Annotated in this window: 20 protein-coding genes; 9 read left to right on the top strand and 11 right to left on the bottom strand. The window is 61.8% G+C overall.

Features of this window, described 5'->3' with window-relative positions; genetic code table 11:
* Positions 1-16 precede the first annotated feature (16 nt).
* The 7 genes from KIG99_RS05665 (at position 17) to KIG99_RS05635 (ending at position 8,004) form a co-directional block, all read left to right on the top strand.
* Entirely contained in the window at positions 17-760 is a 744-nt protein-coding gene (locus KIG99_RS05665) for an SPOR domain-containing protein (RefSeq protein ID WP_226459257.1), read from the top strand.
* Complete coding sequence (locus tag KIG99_RS05660; protein ID WP_226459256.1) at positions 757-1,248, top strand: CvpA family protein; 492 nt, start codon at positions 757-759, stop codon at positions 1,246-1,248. Before KIG99_RS05665 ends, KIG99_RS05660 begins: the two co-directional genes overlap by 4 nt.
* 13 nt (positions 1,249-1,261) lie before the next feature.
* The gene (gene purF, locus KIG99_RS05655; RefSeq protein ID WP_226441022.1) at positions 1,262-2,803 is read left to right on the top strand and encodes an amidophosphoribosyltransferase; all 1,542 of its coding nucleotides are present in this window, start codon (positions 1,262-1,264) and stop codon (positions 2,801-2,803) included.
* Positions 2,803-3,990 (top strand): O-succinylhomoserine sulfhydrylase, encoded by a 1,188-nt coding sequence (locus tag KIG99_RS05650; protein WP_226459255.1) that lies wholly within the window; start codon positions 2,803-2,805, stop codon positions 3,988-3,990. Before purF ends, KIG99_RS05650 begins: the two co-directional genes overlap by 1 nt.
* Positions 3,991-4,214: 224 nt before the next feature.
* Positions 4,215-5,492: a DEAD/DEAH box helicase gene (locus tag KIG99_RS05645; RefSeq protein ID WP_226459254.1), complete on the top strand. Its 1,278-nt coding sequence runs from the start codon at positions 4,215-4,217 to the stop codon at positions 5,490-5,492.
* Positions 5,493-5,583: 91 nt separating this feature from the next.
* The gene (locus KIG99_RS05640; RefSeq protein ID WP_226459253.1) at positions 5,584-7,242 is read left to right on the top strand and encodes a fatty acid--CoA ligase; all 1,659 of its coding nucleotides are present in this window, start codon (positions 5,584-5,586) and stop codon (positions 7,240-7,242) included.
* Between the two features lie 75 nt (positions 7,243-7,317).
* Positions 7,318-8,004: a DUF3334 family protein gene (locus KIG99_RS05635; RefSeq protein WP_226459252.1), complete on the top strand. Its 687-nt coding sequence runs from the start codon at positions 7,318-7,320 to the stop codon at positions 8,002-8,004.
* Between the two features lie 27 nt (positions 8,005-8,031).
* Here KIG99_RS05635 and KIG99_RS05630 read toward each other — a convergent pair whose 3' ends face one another.
* From KIG99_RS05630 to KIG99_RS05600, 7 genes are read right to left on the bottom strand one after another with little or no spacing between them, the layout of a single operon-like run.
* On the bottom strand, positions 8,032-8,649 hold the full coding sequence (locus KIG99_RS05630) for a DUF2238 domain-containing protein (protein WP_226459251.1): 618 nt from the start codon (positions 8,647-8,649) through the stop codon (positions 8,032-8,034).
* A gap of 1 nt (position 8,650) precedes the next feature.
* On the bottom strand, positions 8,651-10,468 hold the full coding sequence (recQ, locus tag KIG99_RS05625; RefSeq protein WP_226459250.1) for a DNA helicase RecQ: 1,818 nt from the start codon (positions 10,466-10,468) through the stop codon (positions 8,651-8,653).
* 45 nt (positions 10,469-10,513) lie between these two features.
* Positions 10,514-11,194 carry a UDP-2,3-diacylglucosamine diphosphatase gene (locus KIG99_RS05620; protein WP_404817871.1) on the bottom strand — a complete coding sequence of 227 codons (681 nt, stop codon included), beginning with the start codon at positions 11,192-11,194 and terminating at the stop codon, positions 10,514-10,516.
* Positions 11,195-11,247: 53 nt separating this feature from the next.
* The gene (locus tag KIG99_RS05615; protein ID WP_226459248.1) at positions 11,248-11,739 is read right to left on the bottom strand and encodes a peptidylprolyl isomerase; all 492 of its coding nucleotides are present in this window, start codon (positions 11,737-11,739) and stop codon (positions 11,248-11,250) included.
* 10 nt (positions 11,740-11,749) lie between these two features.
* Positions 11,750-12,310 carry a peptidylprolyl isomerase gene (locus KIG99_RS05610; RefSeq protein WP_226459247.1) on the bottom strand — a complete coding sequence of 187 codons (561 nt, stop codon included), beginning with the start codon at positions 12,308-12,310 and terminating at the stop codon, positions 11,750-11,752.
* Positions 12,310-13,611: a L,D-transpeptidase family protein gene (locus tag KIG99_RS05605; protein WP_226459246.1), complete on the bottom strand. Its 1,302-nt coding sequence runs from the start codon at positions 13,609-13,611 to the stop codon at positions 12,310-12,312. The genes KIG99_RS05610 and KIG99_RS05605 overlap by 1 nt, the downstream gene beginning before the upstream one ends.
* A 29-nt stretch (positions 13,612-13,640) precedes the next feature.
* Entirely contained in the window at positions 13,641-14,741 is a 1,101-nt protein-coding gene (locus tag KIG99_RS05600) for a nuclear transport factor 2 family protein (protein WP_226459245.1), read from the bottom strand.
* A 105-nt stretch (positions 14,742-14,846) separates the two neighbouring features.
* On the opposite strand from KIG99_RS05600, the gene cysS reads away from it, so the two are divergent.
* Complete coding sequence (cysS, locus tag KIG99_RS05595) at positions 14,847-16,217, top strand: cysteine--tRNA ligase (protein WP_226459244.1); 1,371 nt, start codon at positions 14,847-14,849, stop codon at positions 16,215-16,217.
* Positions 16,218-16,280: 63 nt separating this feature from the next.
* Here the strand turns inward: cysS and KIG99_RS05590 are convergent, their stop codons facing one another.
* The 4 genes from KIG99_RS05590 to grpE form a co-directional block, all read right to left on the bottom strand.
* Entirely contained in the window at positions 16,281-17,426 is a 1,146-nt protein-coding gene (locus KIG99_RS05590) for an ABC transporter substrate-binding protein (RefSeq protein ID WP_226459243.1), read from the bottom strand.
* 287 nt (positions 17,427-17,713) lie between these two features.
* Positions 17,714-18,856 (bottom strand): molecular chaperone DnaJ, encoded by a 1,143-nt coding sequence (gene dnaJ / locus KIG99_RS05585; RefSeq protein WP_226459242.1) that lies wholly within the window; start codon positions 18,854-18,856, stop codon positions 17,714-17,716.
* Positions 18,857-18,953: 97 nt separating this feature from the next.
* Positions 18,954-20,894 carry a molecular chaperone DnaK gene (gene dnaK, locus KIG99_RS05580; RefSeq protein ID WP_226459241.1) on the bottom strand — a complete coding sequence of 647 codons (1,941 nt, stop codon included), beginning with the start codon at positions 20,892-20,894 and terminating at the stop codon, positions 18,954-18,956.
* A gap of 65 nt (positions 20,895-20,959) precedes the next feature.
* Entirely contained in the window at positions 20,960-21,517 is a 558-nt protein-coding gene (gene grpE, locus KIG99_RS05575; protein WP_226459240.1) for a nucleotide exchange factor GrpE, read from the bottom strand.
* Between the two features lie 150 nt (positions 21,518-21,667).
* On the opposite strand from grpE, the gene KIG99_RS05570 reads away from it, so the two are divergent.
* Entirely contained in the window at positions 21,668-23,038 is a 1,371-nt protein-coding gene (locus tag KIG99_RS05570) for a serine/threonine protein kinase (RefSeq protein ID WP_226459239.1), read from the top strand.
* Positions 23,039-23,111 lie beyond the last annotated feature (73 nt).

The raw sequence follows: 23,111 nt of genomic DNA, 5'->3' as shown, positions 1-23,111 counted from the left end.
CGACGCTCAGCTGCAAATGAAAAAACGTGCCCGACGCCGGCTGGTGGGCGCGGTCGCCTTCGTTTCCGTGGTTGCCGTCGTGCTGCCCGTGGTCATGGATCACGAGCCGCGCCAGGCGGTGCAGGATGTCGAAATCCGCATCCCGGGCCAGGACGAAAAGCCCTTCGCGCCCAAGTTTGCTGCCGCTCCGGTTGAAAAGGCTGGCGAAAAGCCTGCTGAAAAAGCCGTCGAGCCGGTAGTCAAGCCCGTCGCCGAGCCGGTTGCCGCTCCCGCAGTTGCACCGGCTGTTGTGCCAAGCACCAAGCAGCCTGAAGTCGTCAAGGACAAGCCGGCGCCGGCCAAGGCGCCTGAAAAGCCGGCAGAAAAGCCTGCCGCCAAGCCGGAAAAAGCCCCGGAAAAACCACCAGCAAAGAGCGAGAAGCCAGCAGAAAAGGCGGCGGAAAAGCCTGTTGCCAAGAATGACGACGCCAAGCGCGCAGCCGCCATCCTGGCTGGTCAGCCGGCTGACACCAAGCCAGCCGCCAAGTCCGGCGAATATCTGGTGCTGATCGGGGCATTTTCCAACGAAGCCAATGTCAAAACCCTGAAAGCCAAGCTGGGCGAGCAGGGCATCAAGACTTTCAGCGAACCGCTTGATACGCCGCAGGGCAAGAAGACGCGCCTGCGCGCCGGGCCGTTCCCGAATCGTGAAGCGGCCGCCAAGGCGCTGGAAAAGATGCAGCATATCGGTGTCTCCGGGGTTGTCGCGGCCAAGCAATGACGATTTTTGACTATGTCGTGATCGGCATCGTCGGCCTGTCGCTGCTGTTTGGTTTGTGGCGTGGCGTGGTTGGCGAGATTCTCGCCCTGGTCGCCTGGGGTGTCGGTCTGTTTGCCGCGATGGAATTCGGTGCCCAGGTTGGGCAGATGGCTTTCGGCGGTATCGCCGATCCGTCGATGCGGATGCTGGCCGGTTGCGTGCTGGTCTTTGTCGGCGTGCTGCTGGCGATGGCGCTGGTGCGCATGGCGGTACGCAGCATGGTCAAGGCGTTGGGGCTGTCCGTGTCGGACCGCCTGTTGGGAATGGTATTTGGGCTAGTGCGCGGCATGCTGGTCACCATGGTGCTGGTCGGGCTGGGCGGGATGACCGCGGCGCCGAAGCAGGCCTGGTGGAAGGAAGCAACGCTGGCGCAGCCTCTGGAAATAGCCGTGATGGCAGTCAAACCCTGGCTGCCGGACGATTTGGCAAAACGAATTCGATTTAGCTAGGCAGGAAGAAACTATGTGCGGGATTCTTGGCGTGATGGCGACATCACCGGTTAACCAGTTGCTCTATGATGGTCTGATGGTGCTTCAGCATCGCGGGCAGGATGCGGCTGGGATTGCAACGGCAGAAGGCAATACTTTCCATCTGCACAAGGGGCCGGGTCTGGTCCGCGACGTGTTCCGCACCCGCAACATGCGTGCCTTGCCGGGCAACTGGGGTATCGGCCATGTGCGTTACCCGACCGCCGGTTCGGCCTACAACTTTGCCGAGTCGCAACCCTTCTACGTCAATTCACCGTTCGGCATCGTGCTCGGTCACAACGGCAACCTGACCAATGCCGAGCAGTTGAAGGGCGAGATGTTCCGCCTCGACCGCCGCCACATCAATACCAATTCCGATTCCGAAGTGCTGCTCAACGTGCTGGCACACGAGCTGCAATCGGCTTCGCATGGTTATGAACTCGACGTGGATAGCATTTTCCAGGCCGTGGCCGGCGTGCACCGCCGTTGCCGTGGTGCTTATGCTGTCGTCGCGCTGATTGCCGGTTATGGCCTGCTCGCCTTCCGCGATCCCTACGGCATTCGTCCGCTGGTCTATGGCCAGAACGAAACGCCGGAAGGCATGGAATACCTGATCGCCTCCGAGTCGGTTGCCCTCGATACCCTGGGTTTCGACATGGTGCGCGATATCGAACCCGGCGAAGCCGTATTCGTCAGTCTCGATCACCAGCTATACAGCCGCCAGTGCGCGCAGCAGCCGACCTACGCGCCGTGCATTTTCGAATACGTCTATCTCGCCCGTCCGGATTCGGTGATCGATGGCGTTTCGGTTTACGAATCGCGTCTGGCGATGGGCGAGTCGCTGGCCGAGAAGGTCAAGCTGCATATTCCGGTCGATGAAATCGATGTCGTCATTCCGATTCCCGATTCGAGCCGTCCGTCGGCAATGCAGCTGGCGCAGGTACTGGGCATTCCGTTCCGTGAAGGTTTCGTCAAGAACCGCTATGTCGGTCGCACCTTCATCATGCCCGGCCAGGCGATGCGCAAGAAATCGGTGCGCCAGAAGCTGAATACCGTCGGTCAGGAATTCAAGGGCAAGCGCGTCCTGCTCGTCGACGACTCCATCGTGCGTGGCACGACCAGTCGTGAAATCGTCGAAATGGCGCGTGCCGCCGGTGCAACCAAGGTTTATTTCGCCTCGGCAGCGCCTCCCGTGCGCTACCCCAATGTGTACGGCATCGACATGCCGACCCGCGCCGAGTTGATCGCCACCGGGCGTGACGATGCCGGCATCGCCGAGGAAATTGGCGCCGACGCGCTGGTTTACCAGGATCTCGATGCCCTGAAGAACTCGGTGACCAAGCTGCGCGCCGACCTCACCGTGTTCGACGCCTCCTGTTTCGACGGCTGCTACATCACCGGCGACATCGACGAGTATTACCTCGATGCCGTCGAAGGCAAGCGCGGCGGCAACAAGTCGGGCAAGAACGACGAGGATGGTGACGGCAAGGCTTCGCAGCAACTGGTTTTGCAACTGGCATCCGAGGCCCAGGACTGATGAGCGAGATCGATCAGGATCGGCCGAACTACCGTCCGGAAACCCTGGCCGTACGTGCCGGCCAGGAGCGTAGCCAGTTCGGCGAACATTCCGAAGCCCTGTACCTGACGTCGAGCTTCGTTTTCAAGAGCGCGGCACAGGCGGCCAAACGATTCTCCGGTGAGGAAGAGGGCAATGTTTACGCCCGCTTCTCCAACCCGACGGTGACCATGTTCGAGGAGCGCCTTGCCGCTCTCGAAGGGGCCGAGGATTGCGTCGCCACGGCGAGCGGCATGTCGGCGATCATGGCCTTGTGCCTGGCGCATCTCAAGCAGGGCGATCACATTGTCGCGTCGAACAGCCTGTTCGGTGCCACCGTGCAGTTGTTCAACAACATCCTGTCGCGCACCGGCATCTCGACCACCTTCGTGTCGCACACCGACCCGGCGGCCTGGGAAGCGGCGATTCGTCCCGAGACTAAGCTTTTCTTCCTTGAGACGCCCTCCAATCCGCTGACCGAAATTGCCGATATTCGCGCGTTGACCGCTATCGCTCACGCCAAGGGCATCCTGGTCGCTGTCGACAACTGTTTCTGCACGCCCATCCTGCAGCGTCCGCTCGAGATGGGCGCCGATCTGGTTGTTCATTCGGCGACCAAGTATCTTGACGGTCAGGGCCGCGTGCTCGGCGGTGCCGTCTGCGGTGCGAAGAAACTGACCGAGGAAGTCTTCAAATATCTGCGTACGGCCGGGCCGACCCTGTCGGCGTTCAACGCCTGGGTCCTGCTCAAGGGCCTGGAAACGTTGAAGATCCGCGTCGAGGCGCAAGCTGCCAACGCGCTGCAACTGGCGACCTGGCTCGAAGCACATCCCAAGGTGGCGCGCGTCTTCTATCCCGGGCTGCCGTCGCATCCGCAGCATGAACTGGCGAAAACCCAGCAGAAGAGCGGCGGCGCAATCGTTTCCTTCGAAGTGAAGGGCGGTCGCGAGCAGGCCTGGCAGGTGGTCGACAACTGCCATCTGCTGTCGATCACCGCCAATCTCGGCGATACCAAGACCACGATTACCCATCCCGCTTCCACCACTCACGGCCGGATTTCGCCCGAAGCCCGGGCTGCGGCCGGCATCAGCGACGGGCTGCTGCGCATTGCGGTGGGCCTGGAAGCCGTCGAAGACCTGCAAGCCGATCTGGCGCGCGGCCTCGGCTGATCCTTTGGCCCGGGCCGCTGTGTCGGTCCGGGCAATTCCTGCCCGATTTCTTTGCCGGCGGCATTCGCGCCCGGCGTGGTAAAATGCCTTGGTCGCAGGCTGGAATCAGTCATGGCTTGCGGCGTCAGGCGGATTTCCCGTCATTTCAATCCGATTTCCGCCTTGCCTCGACTGGTTCGTGTCCGCACGAAAGGCCCCGGGCTTACGTTCCAGGAGAACCCCCCATGCATTTCACCGATCTCGGCCTACGCGCCGAACTTTTGCGCGCCGTCAGCGAACAGGGTTACGACACCCCGACCCCGATCCAGCAGCAAGCCATTCCCGCCGTGATGACCGGCCAGGACCTGATGGCCACGGCACAGACCGGCACCGGCAAGACGGCCGGCTTCACGCTGCCCATCCTGCATCGTCTGGCCGGTGGCCCAAACGACCGCCTGACCCGCGTTTCCAAGACGCCGCGCGTCCTGGTTCTGACCCCGACCCGCGAACTGGCCATCCAGGTCGAGGAAAGCGTGCGCACCTACGGCAAGTATCTGCCGATCAATTCGCTGGCCGTCTTCGGCGGCGTCGGCATCAATCCGCAGATCGCCAACCTGCGCCGCGGTGTCGATATTCTGGTCGCAACGCCGGGCCGTCTGCTCGACCACGTGCAACAGCGCACGGTCGACCTCTCCTCCATCGAGATTTTCGTTCTCGACGAAGCCGACCGCATGCTCGACATGGGTTTCATCCGCGACATCCGCAAGATCATCGCCCTGCTGCCCAAGCAGCGTCAGAACCTGATGTTCTCGGCGACCTTTTCGCCGGAAATTCGCGAACTGGCCAGCGGCCTGCTGCACAATCCGGCTTCGGTCGATGTCGCCGCGCGCAATACGGCGGCCGAAACGGTCACCCAGCGCGTCATCGAAACCAATCGCGAACAGAAAAAAGAACTGCTCTGCCACCTCTTTGCAACGCGTGGCTGGCACCAGGTGCTGGTCTTTGCGCGCACCAAGCACGGTGCCGATGCCCTCTCCAAGACGCTCGACAAGGCCGGCATCAAGTCGGCGGCGATCCACGGCGACAAGTCGCAGGGCGCGCGTACCCGCGCCCTTGGTGATTTCAAGGACGGCAAGCTGGTGGCGCTGGTTGCAACCGACATCGCGGCGCGCGGCATCGATATCGATGCGCTGCCCTACGTCATCAATTACGAGTTGCCGAATATCGCTGAAGATTACGTGCACCGCATCGGCCGTACCGGTCGGGCCGGCATGGAAGGCGAGGCGATTTCGCTGGTCTGTCACGACGAGCGTGGCAGCCTCAAGGACATCGAGCGCCTGATCAAACGCACGCTGGAGCGTGAAGTGATCGAAGGCTTCGAGCCGTCGGCGACCGCCGCACCGCGTCCGGTGCAGCCGCCGCGTGGCGCGCGCAAGCCGCAGCCGGGTCGGCCGCAAGGACAGAAAACGGCCCAGAAACCCGGTGGACCGCAACAGCACCGCACCGGCAGCCGTCATCGTTAAGTAATAAAGGGCGCCCCAAAGGGGCGCCCCGGTTGTAAACTCCCTGTTCGCGCACAGACGCGCCATAAAAAGACAGATCAGGGAGAGAGTCATGCCGGTAAAACTCGTTCAATCGACGGCTTCTGCTTACCAGTACCCGTTGCTCATCAAGCAATTGTTGCTGACGCCGCTGGCCATCGCGCCGGACCAGGAAATCACCTACCAGGGCAAGCTGCGCTACAGCTACCGCACGCTCAACGAGCGGATCGGACGCCTCGCCAACGGCCTGGGCAAGCTCGGCGTCGAAGCCGGGCAGACGGTGGCGATGATGGACTGGGACAGCCATCGCTATCTCGAATGCTTCTTCGCCGTGCCGATGATGGGCGCCATCCTGCAGACGGTGAATGTCCGCCTCAGCCCGGAACAGATCCAGTACACCCTGAACCACGCCAAGGCCGATGTCCTGCTGGTCAACAGCGAGTTCTTCCCGATTGTCGCGCAGATCGCGGCCGGTCTCGAAACCGTCAAGCGTTTCGTCTTTTTCACCGACGAAGCGGAAATGCCGGCCGTGCCGACGACGATGGACGCCGAGTACGAAATGCTACTTTCCGAAGCGTCGACCGCCTACGACTTCCCCGATTTCGATGAAAACGCGCAGGCGACAACCTTCTACACGACGGGCACGACCGGCAACCCGAAGGGCGTCTATTTCAGCCACCGCCAGCTCGTGCTGCATACCCTGGGCTGTGCAGCGATGCTGGGCGGCGCCAACCGCCAGGGGCACATCCATCGCGAAGACGTGTACATGCCGATCACGCCGATGTTCCATGTGCATGCCTGGGGCTTTCCCTACCTGGCGACCATGCTCGGTCTCAAGCAGGTCTATCCCGGCCGCTACCAGCCGGATCTGATCTGTCGCCTGGTCACTGAGGAAAAGGTCACCTTCTCGCATTGCGTGCCGACCATCCTGCACATGATCCTGACCCACCCGCATGCCCGGGACAAGGATTTCTCCGGCTGGAAGATCCTGATCGGCGGCTCGGCGCTGCCCGAAGCGATGGCGATCGCGGCGCAAAAGAAGGGCATGGACCTGTTCACCGGTTACGGCATGTCGGAAACCTGCCCGGTGCTCAGCATCGCGCACCTGTCGAGCGCCGATCTTGATCTGCCGCTCGAACAGCAGGCCGTGCTGCGCGCCAAGACTGGGCTGCCATTGCCACTGGTTGACCTGCGCGTCGTCGATCCGGAAATGCAGGGCGTCGCCCACGACGGCAAGACGACCGGCGAGGTAGTCGTGCGCACGCCCTGGCTGACCCAGGGTTACCTGGGCGCGCCGGAAGCCTCCGAAGCCTTGTGGGCCGGCGGTTACCTGCATACCGCCGATATCGGCAACATCAATCCGGCCGGCTATCTCAAGGTCACCGACCGGATCAAGGACGTCATCAAGACCGGTGGCGAATGGACTTCGTCGCTGCAACTCGAAGACATCATCGGCAAGCACGAGGCGGTACATGAAGTGGCGGTGATCGGCGTGCCCGACGACAAGTGGGGCGAACGGCCGCTGGCGCTGGTCGTGCTCAAGCCGGAGCATGTCGACCAGATCACCGAGCATGCATTGCGCAATTACGCCGCGCATGCCATCGAGGCGGCGGGCATTTCGCGCTATGGCGTGCTGCTCCAGGTCAGTTTCGTCAAGACCCTGGTCAAGACCAGTGTCGGCAAGATGAACAAGCGCCTGATGCGGGCCGACCCCGAAGCCTTGCGCATGTGATTTCGTGGCGGGCGCGGCCTGGCCGTGCCCGTGTTATATAGAGAGCTGTTCATTTCCAGCAGAAGAGCAAAAATCATGAGCCAACAAGAAAGCCCGGTCGTATACGGTACGGAAGACATCCTGCGCAGCCTGTGCAATTCGGTGACCAAGGTCCTGTCCTTCGCGACGCAGAGCAATATCCACTATTCCGGCATGGTCCAGCGCATCACCAAGACCTGCCTGAAGCCGGACATCGGCTGCTTCGTGCTGTTCGACGGCGGTTTTTCCGGCCTTGTGGTGACCAATTTCTCGGCGGCCGCCGCCATGGAACTCTACGAGAGCTACATGCTGAGCATGGGCATGGCCAAGGATGAACTGGCCAGCTCGCACACCTCAGATGAAGTCGGCAATGTCATGGGCGAACTGATGAACCAGATCGTCGGCGACTTTACCGGCAAAGTGGCGCGCGAACTGCAGACCCACATCACGCAGAACCAGCCGAAGATGCTCGCCCTGACCAAGCAGGTCATGCTCAGCGTCGACACCAATCTCGACAAGCCGGAAGCCCGCCGCGTCACTTTCTTCACCGGTCGCAACAACATCTTCTATCTCGAACTGGCGATCGACCGTACCGAGTTCATCAAGCTCAACGACTTCGAGAGCGAAGAGCTCGATCCGGATGTGCTGATGGAGCAGGCCAATGCCAAGCCCGCCGAGGCGGCGCCGGCCAAGAGTGTCGGGGCGAGCGAACAGGACGACTTCCTGAATTCACTCGGTATGTGAAAAATGCCCGCGCCGGGCGGTCGATCGTCAGGCAGCGGGCGATTTCGCCAGTTGCCGGTCGTGCCAGCCGGCGAGCAGCAGCATCGCGGCGCTTGAGCCGATCAGCGCCATCAGCATGTCGGACTGGGTGTCCCATGGATCGCCCTGGGTGCCGAGGAACTCGTCAGCACCCTGGCCAAGCCACAGCGCGGCCCCCCATTCGATCAGTTCGTAACTGGCGCTGATCGCCATGGCGATGCAGATGCAGAGGAAGGCGCACATGCGCCGGCCGCGCACATAGGTGCCGCGCAGCAGGATTTCGCGGGCCACCAACGCTGGCACGAAGCCCTGCAACAGGTGGCCGATCTTGTCGTAGGGATTGCGCGCCGTGCCGAGCAGATCCTGCAGCCAGAAGCCGAGCGGCACGCGGGCATAGCTCCAGGTGCCGCCGGCAATCAGGACCAGTGCATGCACGGCGATCAGGATGTAGAGCAGTGTCGTCAGCGGATAGGTCTTGCGTGTCGCGGCGAGCAATACCAGTGCGATCACCGCCGGCGCGACCTCCATGACCCAGGTCAGACGGTCGAAAGGTGCGATGCCGGAAATGAGCAGGGCGCCGCCGACGAGGATGGCGAGGCCGGCGGTCAGCAGATTGCGGTTTTCCATGTCAGCCCTCGTTGCGGATCAGTGTGAGCAGTTCTTCGCCGTAGTGCTCGATCTTGGCGCTGCCCATGCCGGTGATGCCGGCCAGCATGCCATGGCTTTTCGGACGCACTTCGGCCAGTTCGCGCAGGGTCTTGTCGTGCAGGATGACATAGGCCGGCACGCCCTGCTCGCGGGCGGTGTCGCCGCGCCAGCCGCGCAATAGCTGGAACAATGCTTCATCGGCCGGGGCCAGTTCGCTGCGCACGACCGCACTGCTGCTGCGCGACGGACTGCTGCTCTTGCGCTTGACCGGCCGGCGCAGTTCGACGCGCTGGCCGCCCTTGAGTACCAGGCGGGCGGCATCGGTCAGTTGCAGGGCGCCGTGCTCGGCCATGTCGACGTGCACCAGGCCGGCGGCAGCCAACTGGCGGAATACGCTTTTCCAGGCATGATCGTCGAGGTCGGCGCCGACGCCGAAGGTCGGCAGCTGGTCGTGGTTCCACTGTTTGACCTTGTCGGTCGCCTTGCCGCGCAGGATGTCGGTCAGGTGGCTGACGCCAAAGCGCATGCCGGTACGGAAGATGGCCGATAGCGCCTTTTGCGCCGCCTGCGTGCCGTCCCACAGTTCCGGCGGGTCCTGGCAGACGTCGCAATTGCCGCAGGGCTGGCGTTCCTCGCCGAAATAATTGAGCAGGACCTGGCGCCGGCAGCGCGGTGCTTCACAATAGGCGAGCAGGGCGGTCAACCTTTGCGATTCGAGGATTTTCTGGCCTTCGCCAGCGCCCGATTCGGCGATGCGCGCGTGTTGCAGCGCGACGTCCTGCATGCCGTAGGTCATCCAGGCCTCGGCTGGTTCGCCGTCGCGGCCGGCACGGCCGGTTTCCTGGTAATAGGCCTCGATGCTTTTCGGCAGGTCGAGGTGGGCGACGAAGCGCACGTCCGGCTTGTCGATGCCCATGCCGAAGGCGATCGTCGCGCACATGATCAGGCCTTCCTCGCGCAGGAAGCGGCGCTGGTTGGCGGCGCGCTCCGGGGCGGGCAGGCCGGCGTGGTAGGGCAGGGCCGGGAAGCCCTGTTCGGACAGCCAGGTGGCGGTTTCTTCAACCTTCTTGCGCGACAGGCAATAGACAATGCCGGCCTGGCCCTTGCGCCCGGCCAGGAAAGCCTGCAACTGCTTCTTCGGCGTGTCCTTCTCGACCACGGTGTAGCGGATATTCGGGCGGTCGAAGCTGGACAGGAAGACGCGCGCCTCGTTGAGGCCGAGACGGGTCAGGATTTCGCTTTGCGTCGCCTGGTCGGCGGTCGCGGTCAGCGCAATGCGCGGGACGTTCGGGTAGCGTTCGTGCAGTGTCGACAACTGCAGGTATTCCGGCCGGAAATCGTGGCCCCACTGCGAGACGCAGTGCGCCTCGTCGATCGCGAACAGGGCGAGCTTGCCGGCCTCGTACAGGCTGTCGAGCATGGCCAGCGTGCGGTCGAGCAGCAGGCGTTCCGGCGCGATGTAAACAAGGTCGAGATTGCCGCTGAAGATGGCCTGCTCGACTGCCTGCGCCTCGCGCCAGTCGAGCGTCGAATTAAGGCAGGCCGCCTTGACGCCGAGCTGGATTAGCGCGTCGACCTGGTCCTGCATCAGCGCGATCAGTGGCGAGACGACGACGGCACAACCCGGACGGAGCAGGGCGGGAATCTGGTAGCACAAGCTCTTGCCACCGCCGGTCGGCATCAGGACCAGGGCGTCGCCGCCGTTGCCGATATGGTCGATGATCTCGGCCTGGGCACCGCGGAAGGCGGGATAGCCGAAGACATCGCGCAGGATGTCGAGTGCTGCTGCGTGGCTCATTGCGCTTTCCAGATCAGATTTTGGCGGCAGGCGGTCGACGCCATTTCAGGCCCGTTTTTCCGGCAGGATGACTTCGCGTTGCAGCGTTTCGCCATCCCAGACCAGGCATTCGCCGCAGGCTTCGTGCCAGTCTGCGAGCACCCAGCGTTCGACGTGGATGCCGTCGACGATGTGGTCATGCCGGGCCGGCTGGTGCGTGTGGCCGTGGATGAAGGTGGCGTAGCCGTGCTGGCGCAGGAAGTCGTCGGTCGCGGTGGGCTGCAGGTCGGTGTAGGGGTTTTCCTTGCCGCGCTGGCCGGCTTCGCTGACTTCGCGCATGTGCGCGGCAATCGCCCGGCGTTCGGCGCGCGGCTTGGCAAGCAGGGCAGCCTGCCATTGCGGATTGCGCGCCTGCTCGCGAAAGGCCATGTAGGCCGTGTCGTCGAGGCAAAGCGCATCGCCGTGCGAGAGCACGAACTGCCATTCCGGCGTGGACAGAATGTAGGGATCGCTGATCAGCTTGATGCCGCTGGCGGCGGCAAAACCGTCGCCGAGCAGGAAGTCGCGGTTGCCGTGCAGCAGGCTGATCTTCAGGCCGGCATCGCTGGCGGCGCGCAGGGCGGCGACGATTTCGGCGTTATAGGCATCGTCGATGTCGTCATCGCCGATCCAGGCCTCGAAAAAATCGCCGAGGATGTACAGCTCCGTCGCCTGCCGGGCGCGCCCGGCGAGAAACTGGAGGAACAAACAAGTCGCCCCGGGTGACCGGGGCGACAGGTGCAGATCGGAAATGAAGAGGATCAAACGATTTCAGCTTTTTCGATGATCACGTCTTCAGCCGGTACGTCCTGATGGAAGCCCTTGTTGCCGGTCTTGACGGCGCGGATCTTGTCCACGACATCCAGGCCTTCGACGACTTCGCCGAAAACGCAGTAGCCCCAGCCCTGGCCGCTCGGTGCCTTGAAGTCGAGGAAATCGTTGTCGACGGTGTTGATGAAGAACTGGGCGGTGGCCGAGTGCGGATCGTTGGTACGTGCCATGGCGACGGTGCCGCGCTTGTTCTTCAGGCCGTTGGCGGCTTCGTTCTCGATCGGGGCCTGGCATTCCTTCTGTTTCATGCCCGGCTCCATGCCGCCGCCCTGGATCATGAAGTTCTTGATGACGCGGTGGAAGATGGTGTTGTCGTAATGGCCGGCTTCAACGTAGGAGATGAAGTTGGCAACCGTCTTCGGGGCCTTTTCGGCGTCCAGGTTGAGGGTGATGACACCGTGGTTGGTGGTGAGCTTGATCATGGGGTAATCCTTATTTTTCAGAGATGATTTTGACGTTTTGAATGATGACCGGGGTGGCCGGCACGTTCTGGAAGGGGCCGGCATTGCCGGTCGGCACCTGGGCGATGCGGTCCACGACATCCATGCCCTGGGTGACCTTGCCGAACACGGCGTAGCCCCAGCCGTCCTGGCTCGGGTAGTCGAGGAAGGCGTTATCGGCATGGTTGATGAAGAACTGGGCGGTGGCCGAGTGCGGGTCCGGCTTGCGGGCCATGGCGAGCGTGCCGCGCAGGTTCTTCAGGCCGTTCTTGCCTTCGTTTTCGATGGCCGGGCCGGTCGGCTTCTGGGTCATCTTGGCATCGAAACCGCCGCCCTGGACCATGAAGCCGGGAATGACGCGGTGAAAGACGGTGCCGTTGTAGAAGCCGCTCTTGGCGTATTGCAGGAAATTGGCAACGCTTTTCGGGGCCTTGTCAGCCGCCAGTTCGACGGTGATTTTGCCGAGCGAGGTCGTGATTTCGACCGTGGGCGTAGACCAGGCGGCAAGCGAAACAAGCAGGCCGGCGGCAAGCAGGGAGATTTTCTTGAGCATCAGGCACTTCCTTCGTAAATGATTTTCCAGCGGCCATCTTCACGCAACCAGTACTGGCGCTTTTTCATCTGGTTGTTGAGGTTGTTGCTGCGGTAGTCCTGATCGAAGGTGACGACGATCATTTCTTCCTTGCCGGGGTTGCGGAAGACGGAGAGATTGTCGAGCTTGACCTTGATCCATTCCTTGCCGGCGTTGACCTGCTTCTTCTGGGCGGCGAACTGGTCGAAGCTCTGGTCGGCCGACTTGAAGCGCTTCGAGTAATGCTTCATGAAGCGGTCGGTGTCGCGGCTTTCCCAGTCGGCGCGCCAGGCGTCGATGGTCTTGTTGAGTTCGTTGCGTTCCTTGTGCCAGTCGTCGAGCGACAGCCATTCGATCGAATTGCTGATGATGACCGGAGTCAGGCCGATCTGCAGATTCTTGGCGACGGTGTCGAGATCCTGATTGGTCAGCACGACACAGCCGTCGGAGGCGCGCGGTGGCCGGGCGAAGGTGTCGGACGGCGTGCCGTGCAGCCAGATGCCGCTGCCGCTGCGTCCCTGCCGTTTGTCCCATTCGTTCGGGTAATTGAGCGGGTAGGCGCCGTTGCCGTAAAGGTCGCCCAGTTTCTGGCGCGGCAGGTTGGAGGTGACGTGATAGACGCCGATCGGTGTCTTTTTGTCGCCTTCGGAAACCTTTTCGGCACCGAGCTTGCCCTGGGTCACGTAGTAGTCGGCAATGAAGCGCGGCCGGCCACCATTGGCGACATCGTTTTCGTAAACGTAAAGGCGTGAGCGCTTGGTGTCGACGACGATGGCGTAGCGCTGATCGGCCGGCATCTGCATCAGGTAGCGCGGGACGAAGTTGGCCTCCGGCTTTTCGCGATAGCCCTTGAGGCGGACGATGGCCTCGGCACGCAGGTCGGCCACCTTGTCGGCCGGGGCGCCGCTCAGCGCGCCGAAGGTCTGGATCGGCTGGCGTCGTGCCAGCAGCAGATCGCCCTTGATCAGGTTGGCGAGGCGGTAGTTGGGGTGCTGGCGGAGCAGGGCTTCGGTCAGCTCCAGGGCGCGCCCCAGCTGATTGGCCTCGATTTCCTTGAAAATCCTCGCCAGTTGGGCTTCCGGGCCGCTATCCGAAACGGTTGCCGGCAGGCGGCCAGCGGTGGCCGCCGTGCTGTTGCGGGCGAGGACGAGCGGTGCGGCGACGAGCGTGGTTTTCGCGACGCGCGATACGATTTTTGCGGACTTCTGCGACGATGTTGCGTTTGCCTGCTTCGGTGCTTTTTGCTGTTTGGCCAGCGCATGGCCGGCCAAACAGCTTGCCAATCCGATAATTGCTAACTTGCGGACGAGCATCAGCGAGCGTTTTCTTCCTTGATCAGCCACTTGCTGCCGGAGCGAACGAGAACCAGCGTCTTGGTCGACGAGGAGTCGAGGCTGCCGGCCTTGTAGTGCTGACGGAACTTGGCGGTTGCCTTGTCACCGTTGATGGTGATGGTCGGCTCATCGATGTTCACCGAAATCTTGCCCGGCTTGCCGGCAATGCGGTCTTCGCGTTCGGCTTCCCAGGCCTTGCGGGCCATGCCCTTCGGCGTGTTGAAGTCAGCCGCATAGGCGCCCAGATAGCCCTTCATGTCCTTGCGCGACCAGGCATTGGCCCAGTTGTTGATGGCTTTTGCCACGTCGTCCTGTGCTGCATCGGTCTTGACTACGGCGGGCATCGGTGCGGCAACCGGGGCGGCTGCCGGTGCCGGGGCGGCTGCCGGCTTGGCCTGGGCGGTCGAAGCAGCGCCCTGCGTGGTGGCGACAACGCTGGCGGTCGGTGCGACAGCCGGCTTGGCTGCGACAGGTGCGGCAACCGGTGCCGGCGCGGCAGCGACCGGTGCAGCCGGCATGGTCGGTTTGACATTGCCCTTGCCGGTGGTGATCAGGTCGCGAATCAGGGCCAGCTTGTTTTGCGTCGTGGCGTTCGAGTTGTCGAGTTGCAGCGCCTTGTCGTAGGCCTGGCTGGCCAGCTTGGCGTAGACGTCGCCGAGGTTCTCATAGGCGATGGCGTAGGAAGGGTGAGTCCTTATGGCCATTTCGAGCGCCGTGCGGGCCTTGTCGTACTGCTTCTGCTGGGCGTAGAGCACGGCCAGGTTGTTATAGGGTTCGGGCAGTTCCGGGTAGTCTTCGGTCAGCTTGGTGAAAACGCCGACGGCCTCGGCCGGCTTGTTCATTTCGGTATAGATCAGACCTTTGAGGAAGCGGCCCTGGGCATCGCGGGGCTTGCTGCTCAGGTAGGCGTCAACCTTCTCCATGGCTTGCGGCAGCTGACCCTGCTTGATCAGACGCTGCACTTCCGGAAGGTTGTCGGCAAAGGCCGGTGCTGCAAAACCGATGGCCAGGCCAAGGGCAATTGCACGCAGCGCTTTGAGCTGCTGGAAACGGGGCTGGGGCAGAGAGGTCGTGTTCATCGCTGTGCTATAATTTCCAGAGTTTTACAATCCCAAGATTCTATCAAAAATGCTGCCCTTCCCATAGGCTTCTCAAGCCCGGCGGCTCCATGAATTTATCCCGGCATGCTCAAGATTTTCAATTCCCTGAAGCGGGAAAAACAGGTTTTTACGCCCATAGAAGCCAACAAGGTCCGCATGTACGTATGCGGCATGACGGTTTACGACTATTGCCACCTCGGGCATGCCCGGGTCATGGTGGTCTTCGACATGGTTTATCGCTGGTTGAAAGCTAGCGGTTATGACGTCACCTATGTGCGCAATATCACCGACATTGATGACAAGATCATTCGTCGCGCCGCTGAAAACGGTGAAACCATTCTGCAACTGACCGATCGCTTCATCGCCTACATGCATGAGGATGCCGATGCGCTGGGCGTGTTGCGTCCCGATCACGAGCCGCGCGCGACCGAGTTCGTGCCGCAGATGCTCGATCTGATCGGCAAGCTGGAAGCGCGTGGCCTGGCCTATCGGGCGGTCGATGGCGACGTCAATTACGCGGTGCGCAAGTTCGAGGGTTACGGCAAGCTGTCCGGCAAGTCGCTCGACGATCTGCGTGCCGGCGAACGGGTCGAGGTCGACTCGGCCAAGCAGGATCCGCTCGATTTCGTGCTCTGGAAACACGCCAAGCCGGGTGAGCCGGCCTGGGAATCGCCCTGGGGCGAAGGTCGACCGGGTTGGCACATCGAGTGCTCGGCGATGAGCTCGAGCATTCTCGGCCAGCATTTCGACATCCACGGCGGCGGCCAGGATCTGCAGTTCCCGCATCACGAGAACGAAATTGCCCAGTCCGAGGGCGCTAACTGCTGCTCCTACGTCAATTACTGGATGCACAACGGTTTCGTGCGCGTCGACAACGAGAAAATGTCGAAGTCGCTGGGCAATTTCTTCACTATCCGCACCGTGCTCGAGAGCTACGATGCCGAGGTGGTGCGCTTCTTCATCCTGCGCGCGCATTATCGCAGTGCGCTGAATTACTCGGACGCGCATCTCGACGATGCGAAGAACAGCCTGGACGGCCTCTACTTCGCCCTGCGCGACGTGCCGCCGCAGGCGGTCGACATCGACTGGAGCAATGATTTCGCCAGCCGTTTTGCCGCGGCGCTGGACGAAGATTTCGATTCGCACGGCGCGATCGCCGTCCTTTTCGAGCTGGCCGGCGAGGTCAACCGCCAGAAGAGCGGCGAGCTTTCCGGTCTGCTCAAGGCGCTGGGCGGCATCATCGGCCTGCTCGAACGCGAGCCGACCGTTTATCTGCGCGGTGCGGCCAAGGCCGGCGGTCTTGATGAAGCCGCCATCGAGCAACTGATTGCCGATCGTGCCGCCGCCAAGAAGGCGCGCGATTTTGCCGCGGCCGATGGCATTCGCGACACGCTGAAAGCGGCCGGCATCGTGCTCGACGACAGTGCCCAGGGAACGACCTGGCGACGCGCCTGAGTCACCGTACGGAAATGAAAAAGGCCCTGAAAAAGGGCCTTTTTTTCGTGTCGACCGTCCGGCTTACTTGAGCACCTTGCCGCCGGCGCCGATCACCGTCAGTTCGACATGGCGCGAGCCGAGGTGGCTGTTGCTGCCGTAATTGACGCGGTAGCCGCCGAAATCGACCGGCCCCATGCTTTCCAGGGTCGAGGTCAGTTTTTCGCGGCTCAGGTCCTTGCCGGCCCGCTTGAGGCCTTCGACCATGGTGCGGGCCATCAGATAGGCTTCCATGCCGTAGTAGGACGGCGGGTTGGTCTTGCTGGTCAGGCGCTGGTAATCGCGCACGATCGGCACGACGTCGTTCCAGGGATAGGGCACGACTTGCGAGATGCCGAGACCGCGGGCATCGGGGCCGAGTTCCTGGACCAGCTGCTCGGTGCCGACCGGCGACAGGGTCATGAACATCGGCGCCTGGCCGGCTTTTTTCATCGCCTTGACGAAGGCGGCGGTCGGCTTGTACAGCGTGACCATGATCACGGCCTGCGGATTGGCCTTGGCGATCGGTTCGACGGCCTTGGCGACGTCGACCGAATTGCGCTCGACGGTGCTGACTGCCGACGGCTTCAGGTTGTGTTTTTGCAGCGCGGTCGTGACGCCTTCCAGTCCGGATTTGCCGAAACCATCGTTCTGGTAGAACACCGCGATGCTCTTCAGGCCCAGAGAAACCAGTTGATTGACGATGGCTTCCGTTTCGTCGGCATAACTGGCGCGGACGTTGAACATGTAGCGCGCATTTGCATTGCTGCTGATCGGTTCGCGCAGGCTGGCCGCACCGGAAATGGTGCCGACCAGCGGCACGCGGGCCGGACCGAAAACGCCGTTCATGGCTTCGGTGGTCGGGCTGGAGCCGTAGTAGGAAAGCAGCGCGAAGGCGCGTTTTTCGTTGAGCAGGATCTTGGTGTTGGCAACCGTGCGGTCGGTCTCGTAACCGTCGTCGAGGGCGATCAGTTCGAGTCGGCGACCGTTGATGCCACCGGCCTTGTTGACCTGTTCGAAATAGGCCTGGATGGTTTGCCGCATGTCGAGGCCGTAGGCGCCGTTCGGGCCCGACAGGGGTGCCGACATGCCGAGGGTGATGCTGCTGTCGGTGATGCCCGGGTCGCTCGCCCAGCTCAGGGCTGAACAGGCAATGGCGCCAATAGTGGCCAGTCTCTTCAGGACTTGCATGTGTGGTCTCCCCCATCAATGATTCACCGATTCTAACAGTCGAAAGCGCGCCCCGAGAAGTCTTGCCGCGTGAGTTTGGGAATCGCGTCCGGCCAGCGGTCGACCGTCCGGAAGTGGCCAAAATGAAAATTGCCCCGGGCATGTGGCATGCGCGGGGCAATTTGCGGGCTGGCAGGGCAGGCTGCGCCTTGGTCAATCTTCGAGAAATTCCTTCACCTTGTGGTTTCGGCCGGAGCTTTGCTCCTTAACCTGCTGGAGCAGGTTAGCCTGCACCGCAAGGTCAAGCATCAGTCCTCAAAAAACTCCTTAACCTTGTCCATCCAGGACTTGGCGCGGGGGTTGTGTTTGGCACCGCTGTCGCGGCTGGATTCTTCCAGCTCCTTGAGCAGTTCCTTCTGGCGGTCGGTCAGGTTGATCGGGGTTTCGACCACGACATGGCACATCAGGTCGCCATGGGCGTGACTGCGGATGCCCTTGATGCCTTTGCCGCGCAGGCGGAAGACCCGGCCGGACTGGGTTTCACCGGGGATCTTGATGCTTGCGGCACCGTCCAGCGTCGGAATCTCGATTTCGCCACCGAGCGCTGCCGTGGTGAAGGAAATCGGCATTTCGCAATGCAGGTCGTTGTGGTCACGGGTGAATACAGCGTGCTGCTTGAGGTGGATCTGGACGTAAAGGTCGCCCGGCGGGCCGCCATTGACGCCATGTTCGCCTTCACCGGCAAGCCTGATGCGATCGCCCTCATCAACCCCGGCCGGAATCTTGACGGCCAGTGTCTTGTGCTGCTTGATGCGCCCGGCGCCACCGCAGGATTTGCACGGGTCGGCGATGAAACGACCGGTGCCGTGACATTTGTGGCAGGTCTGCTGGATAGAGAAGAAACCCTGTTGCAGGCGGACCTGGCCGGAGCCGCCACAGGTCGGGCAAGTCTTCGGCTGGGTGCCGGATTTGGCGCCGGAGCCGCTGCACGGTTCGCAGACTTCCATGGTCGGAATGCGGATCTTGGTTTCCGTGCCGTGCGCGGCCTGCTCGAGCGTGATTTCGAGGTTGTAGCGCAGGTCGGCGCCGCGGTAGATGTTGGAGCGGCCACCGCCGCCACCACCGCCGCCACGACCACCAAAGATCTCGTCGAAAATGCCGCCGAAGGCATCGGCAAAACCACCGCCGCCGCCACCGCCAAAACCGCCGCCCATGCCTGCTTGCGGATCGACGCCCGCGTGGCCGTACTGGTCGTAGGCAGCGCGCTTCTGGTTATCCGACAGGATCTCGTAGGCTTCCTTGGCTTCCTTGAATTTTTCCTCGGCCGCCGGATTGTCCGGATTGCGGTCGGGGTGGTGCTTCATGGCCAGCTTGCGGTAGGCCTTCTTGATCTCGTCTTCACTGGCGTCCCGGTTGACGCCAAGAATTTCGTAAAAATCGCGTTTTGACATAGCTGTTTCCGACAGGTGCTGCACAAAGGCCGGATCGAGGCGGCGCCGGGGCGTCCGCTTCGATCCGGCCACTTAAAACGGCACATCTGTGTCCGTTTTAAGCCTTCTTGTCCTTGTTCACTTCCGTGAATTCGGCATCAACCACGTCACCTTCGACGGTCTTTTCGCCCGTTTCGGCTTGTTGACCGGCGGTACCGGCAGCAGCACCTTCCGCCTGTTGCTGGGCATACATCTTTTCACCCAGCTTCTGGGCGGCCTGGCTCAGGGCTTCGGTCTTGGCGACGATGGTGTCCTTGTCGCCGTCGCGCAGCACGGATTCGACATCCTTGATCGCGGCTTCGATGGCTTCCTTCTCGGCGGCGTCGAGCTTGTCGCCGTATTCGGTCAGCGACTTCTTGACCATGTGCACCATGCCGTCGGCCTGGTTGCGGGCATCGGCCAGTTCATGCACCTTCTTGTCGTCTTCGGCGTGCAGCTCGGCATCCTTGACCATGGCCTGGATTTCAGCTTCGCTCAAGCCGGAGTTGGCCTTGATCGTGATCTTGTTTTCCTTGCCGGTCGCCTTGTCCTTGGCGGTGACGTGCATGATGCCGTTGGCGTCGATGTCGAAAATGACTTCGATCTGCGGCGTGCCACGCGGGGCCGGCGGGATGCCTTCCAGGTTGAACTGGCCGAGGCTCTTGTTGCCGGAAGCGACTTCGCGCTCGCCCTGCAGCACGTGGATGGTCACGGCGTTCTGGTTGTCGTCGGCGGTCGAGAAGGTCTGCGAAGCCTTCGTCGGGATCGTCGTGTTCTTCTGGATCAGCTTGGTCATGATGCCGCCCAGGGTTTCGATACCGAGCGACAGCGGGGTGACGTCGAGGAGCAGCACGTCCTTGACTTCGCCTTGCAGCACGCCGCCCTGGATGGCCGCGCCGACGGCAACGGCTTCGTCAGGATTGACGTCCTTGCGCGGTTCCTTGCCGAAGATTTCCTTGACCTTGTCCTGCACCTTGGGCATGCGCGACTGGCCGCCGACCAGGATGATGTCGTCGATGTCGCCGATCTTGCAGCCGGCATCCTTGAGCGCCATGACGCAAGGCGCCATGGTGCGTTCGATCAGTTCGTCGACCAGGGATTCGAACTTGGCGCGGGTGATCTTCAGGGCCAGGTGCTTCGGACCGGAGGCGTCAGCGGTGATGTAGGGCAGGTTGATTTCGGTCTGCTGGCTGGAGGACAGCTCGATCTTGGCCTTTTCGGCGGCTTCCTTGAGGCGCTGCAGGGCGAGAACGTCGGCCTTCAGGTTGACGCCGGATTCCTTCTTGAATTCGTCGATGATGTAGTCGATCAGGCGCTGGTCGAAGTCTTCGCCGCCGAGGAAGGTGTCGCCGTTGGTGGCGAGAACTTCGAACTGCTTTTCGCCATCAACGTCGGCGATTTCGATGATCGAGATGTCGAAGGTACCGCCGCCGAGGTCATACACGGCGATCTTGCGGTCCTTGCCCGGCGCCTTGTCCATGCCGAAGGCAAGGGCGGCTGCGGTCGGTTCGTTGATGATGCGCTTGACTTCCAGACCGGCGATGCGGCCGGCGTCCTTGGTCGCCTGACGCTGGCTGTCGTTGAAGTAGGCCGGTACGGTGATGACGGCTTCGGTGACTTCTTCGCCGAGGTAGTCTTCGGCGGTCTTCTTCATCTTGCGCAGCACTTCGGCGGAAACCTGCGGCGGGGCGATCTTCTTGTCGCGCACGGCAACCCAGGCGTCGCCGTTGTCGGCCTTGACGATCTTGTAGGGCATCAGGGAGATGTCCTTCTGCACTTCCTTCTCTTCGAAGCGGCGACCGATCAGACGCTTGACGGCATACAGCGTGTTCATCGGGTTGGTCACGGCCTGGCGCTTGGCCGGGGCGCCGGAGAGGATTTCGCCATCTTCGGCATAGCCGATGACGGACGGCGTGGTGCGTGCACCTTCGGAGTTCTCGATAACCTTCGGCGTGCCGCCTTCCATGATGGCGACGCAGCTGTTGGTGGTGCCCAAGTCAATACCAATGATTTTGCCCATGATTTATTCCTTTACTGAATACGAATGAATGCGATGTTCTGGAGTTGGGGGCGTTGCCCCGGATTTCAAGACTTCGGTTTGGTGACCATGACCAGTGCGGGGCGCAGGGTGCGCTCGGCGATCAGATAGCCTTTTTGCAGCACGGTGACGACGGTATTGGCTTCCTGCTCGGCGTCGACCATGCCGATGGCCTGGTGCTTGTGCGGATCGAACTTTTCGCCGACCGGGTTGACCTCGATCAGGGCGTTCTTTTCGAAAGCGGCGACCAGTTGCTTCAAGGTCAGCTCGACGCCGGACTTGAAACTTTCCACGGTTTGTTCCGGCACGGCCAGGGCGGCTTCCAGGCTGTCCTTGACGGCGAGGAGTTCGCCGGCAAATTTTTCGACCGCGAACTTGTGCGCCTTGCTGATGTCTTCCTGTGCACGGCGACGGATGTTTTCGCCCTCGGCCTTGGCACGCAGCCAGGCGTCGTAGTGCTCGGCGGCCTTCAGCTCCAGCTGGCGGAATTGTTCCTCGATGCTGGGCAGGGTGTCCGTGTTTGCGGCAACGGCCGGCTCGACGACGGGTTCGGTAATGGTTTGCTTACCCAGCAGGTCTTCCTGGGTGGTTTCGTTGTTCGACATGCGTATTTCTCCCAAAAATCTTTTCGCTATCTGGGGGCGTGAATGATGGTTTCAAGAGCCTTCGACAAATATTCTTGCGCAGGCAAAACTGCTGCCATCACTTCGTCTGCGTGCTACGATCGTCTGATGATTCATTTTTCTGCAGCCTGAATGGAAACAATCGGCAAATACCGCGTTGTTCGCGAACTCGGCAAGGGGGCGACGGCGACGGTTTATCTCTGTGACGATCCCGAGGCGGGGCGTCAGGTCGCTGTCAAAGTGATCAGTTTTGGTCAGGACAGCGCGGCGATGTCGCGCCGCATGCGCAAGCTTTTCCAGAATGAAGGCATGGTTTCGCGCCGGATGAATCACCCGAACATCGTGCAGGTCTACGACGCCGTTGTCGAGGACGATTACGCCTATCTGGCGATGGAGTACATCGACGGTTTCAGCCTTGAAGAGCATTGCCGCATCGACAAGCTGCTGCCCATGCACCGCGTCATCGGCATCATCTTCAAGTGCTGCATGGCACTTGATTCGGCTTATCGGCAGGGCATCATCCATCGCGACATCAAGCCGGCCAACATCATGGTCGCCGCCAATGACGAGCCGAAGATCGCCGATTTCGGTCTGGCCCTGAACATGAACAAGGACATGGACCGCGACTCGACCTTCATCATGGGCGTCGGCTCGCCAGCCTACATGTCGCCGGAGCAGATCAAGGGCTACCCGCTCAACCAGAAAACCGACCTCTATTCGCTCGGTGTCGTGATGTTCCAGCTGCTTACCGGTCGACTGCCATTTCGGGCCGCAAATCAGGCAACCCTGATCTATCGCATCATCAATACCGACGCGCCGGCGGTGACTGCGCTCAATCCGAATCTGCCCGAGGGCCTCAATCCGATCATGCGGCGGGCGCTGGAAAAGGATCTCTACAGCCGCTACAAGAATGGTGCCGAGTTCGCCAAGGATTTGTCGTCGGTGCGTTACCAGATACTCGAAGAGGACGAAACGGCCCAGGACAGCCGGCATTTCGAGATGTTGCGCAAGCTCGACTTTTTCACCGAGTTCGAAAATATCGAATTGTGGGAAGTGCTGCGCGTTTCCGTCTGGCGCGAAATTGCCCCGAATGTCGCCATCGTGCGCGAAAGTGAGCGTAACAAGGTGTTCGGCATCATCCTGTCCGGCAGTGTCGAGATTTCGATCGAGGGACGCGCCCTGTGTCGCCTCGGCGTCAGCGAGCCGGTCGGCGAGGTGGCTTTCCTGCATCCGGCCAGCGATCAGCGCAGCGCGACGGCGATCACGCTTGAAACAACGCTCTTTCTCGAGATCAATGCCGCGGCCCTGGCGCTGTCTTCGGAGGAGCTGCTGAGTCGCCTGCGCAATGCCTTGCTGGCACGCATGATCAAGCGCTTGCGCGAGGTCAACAAGATCGCGGCGGCGCAGGGGCAACCGGCTGTCGAAGCCGGTACTGGTTCGGTGAACACCTTTTCGCGTTCCCGTCCGGGCGGTGGGCTCGATCTGGAATTGGCGCCGATGTAATAGCTGTCGCGCTGGACGGCCGGCAAAACGCCGATGTGAAAACCGCCTCGATCGAGGCGGTTTTTATTTGTGG

Source organism: Quatrionicoccus australiensis, assembly GCF_020510425.1.
GTDB classification, from domain to species: Bacteria; Pseudomonadota; Gammaproteobacteria; order Burkholderiales; family Rhodocyclaceae; genus Azonexus; species Azonexus australiensis_A.
Note: the sequence above shows the minus strand (reverse complement) of the source record. Positions and strands in the feature narration are given on the sequence as shown.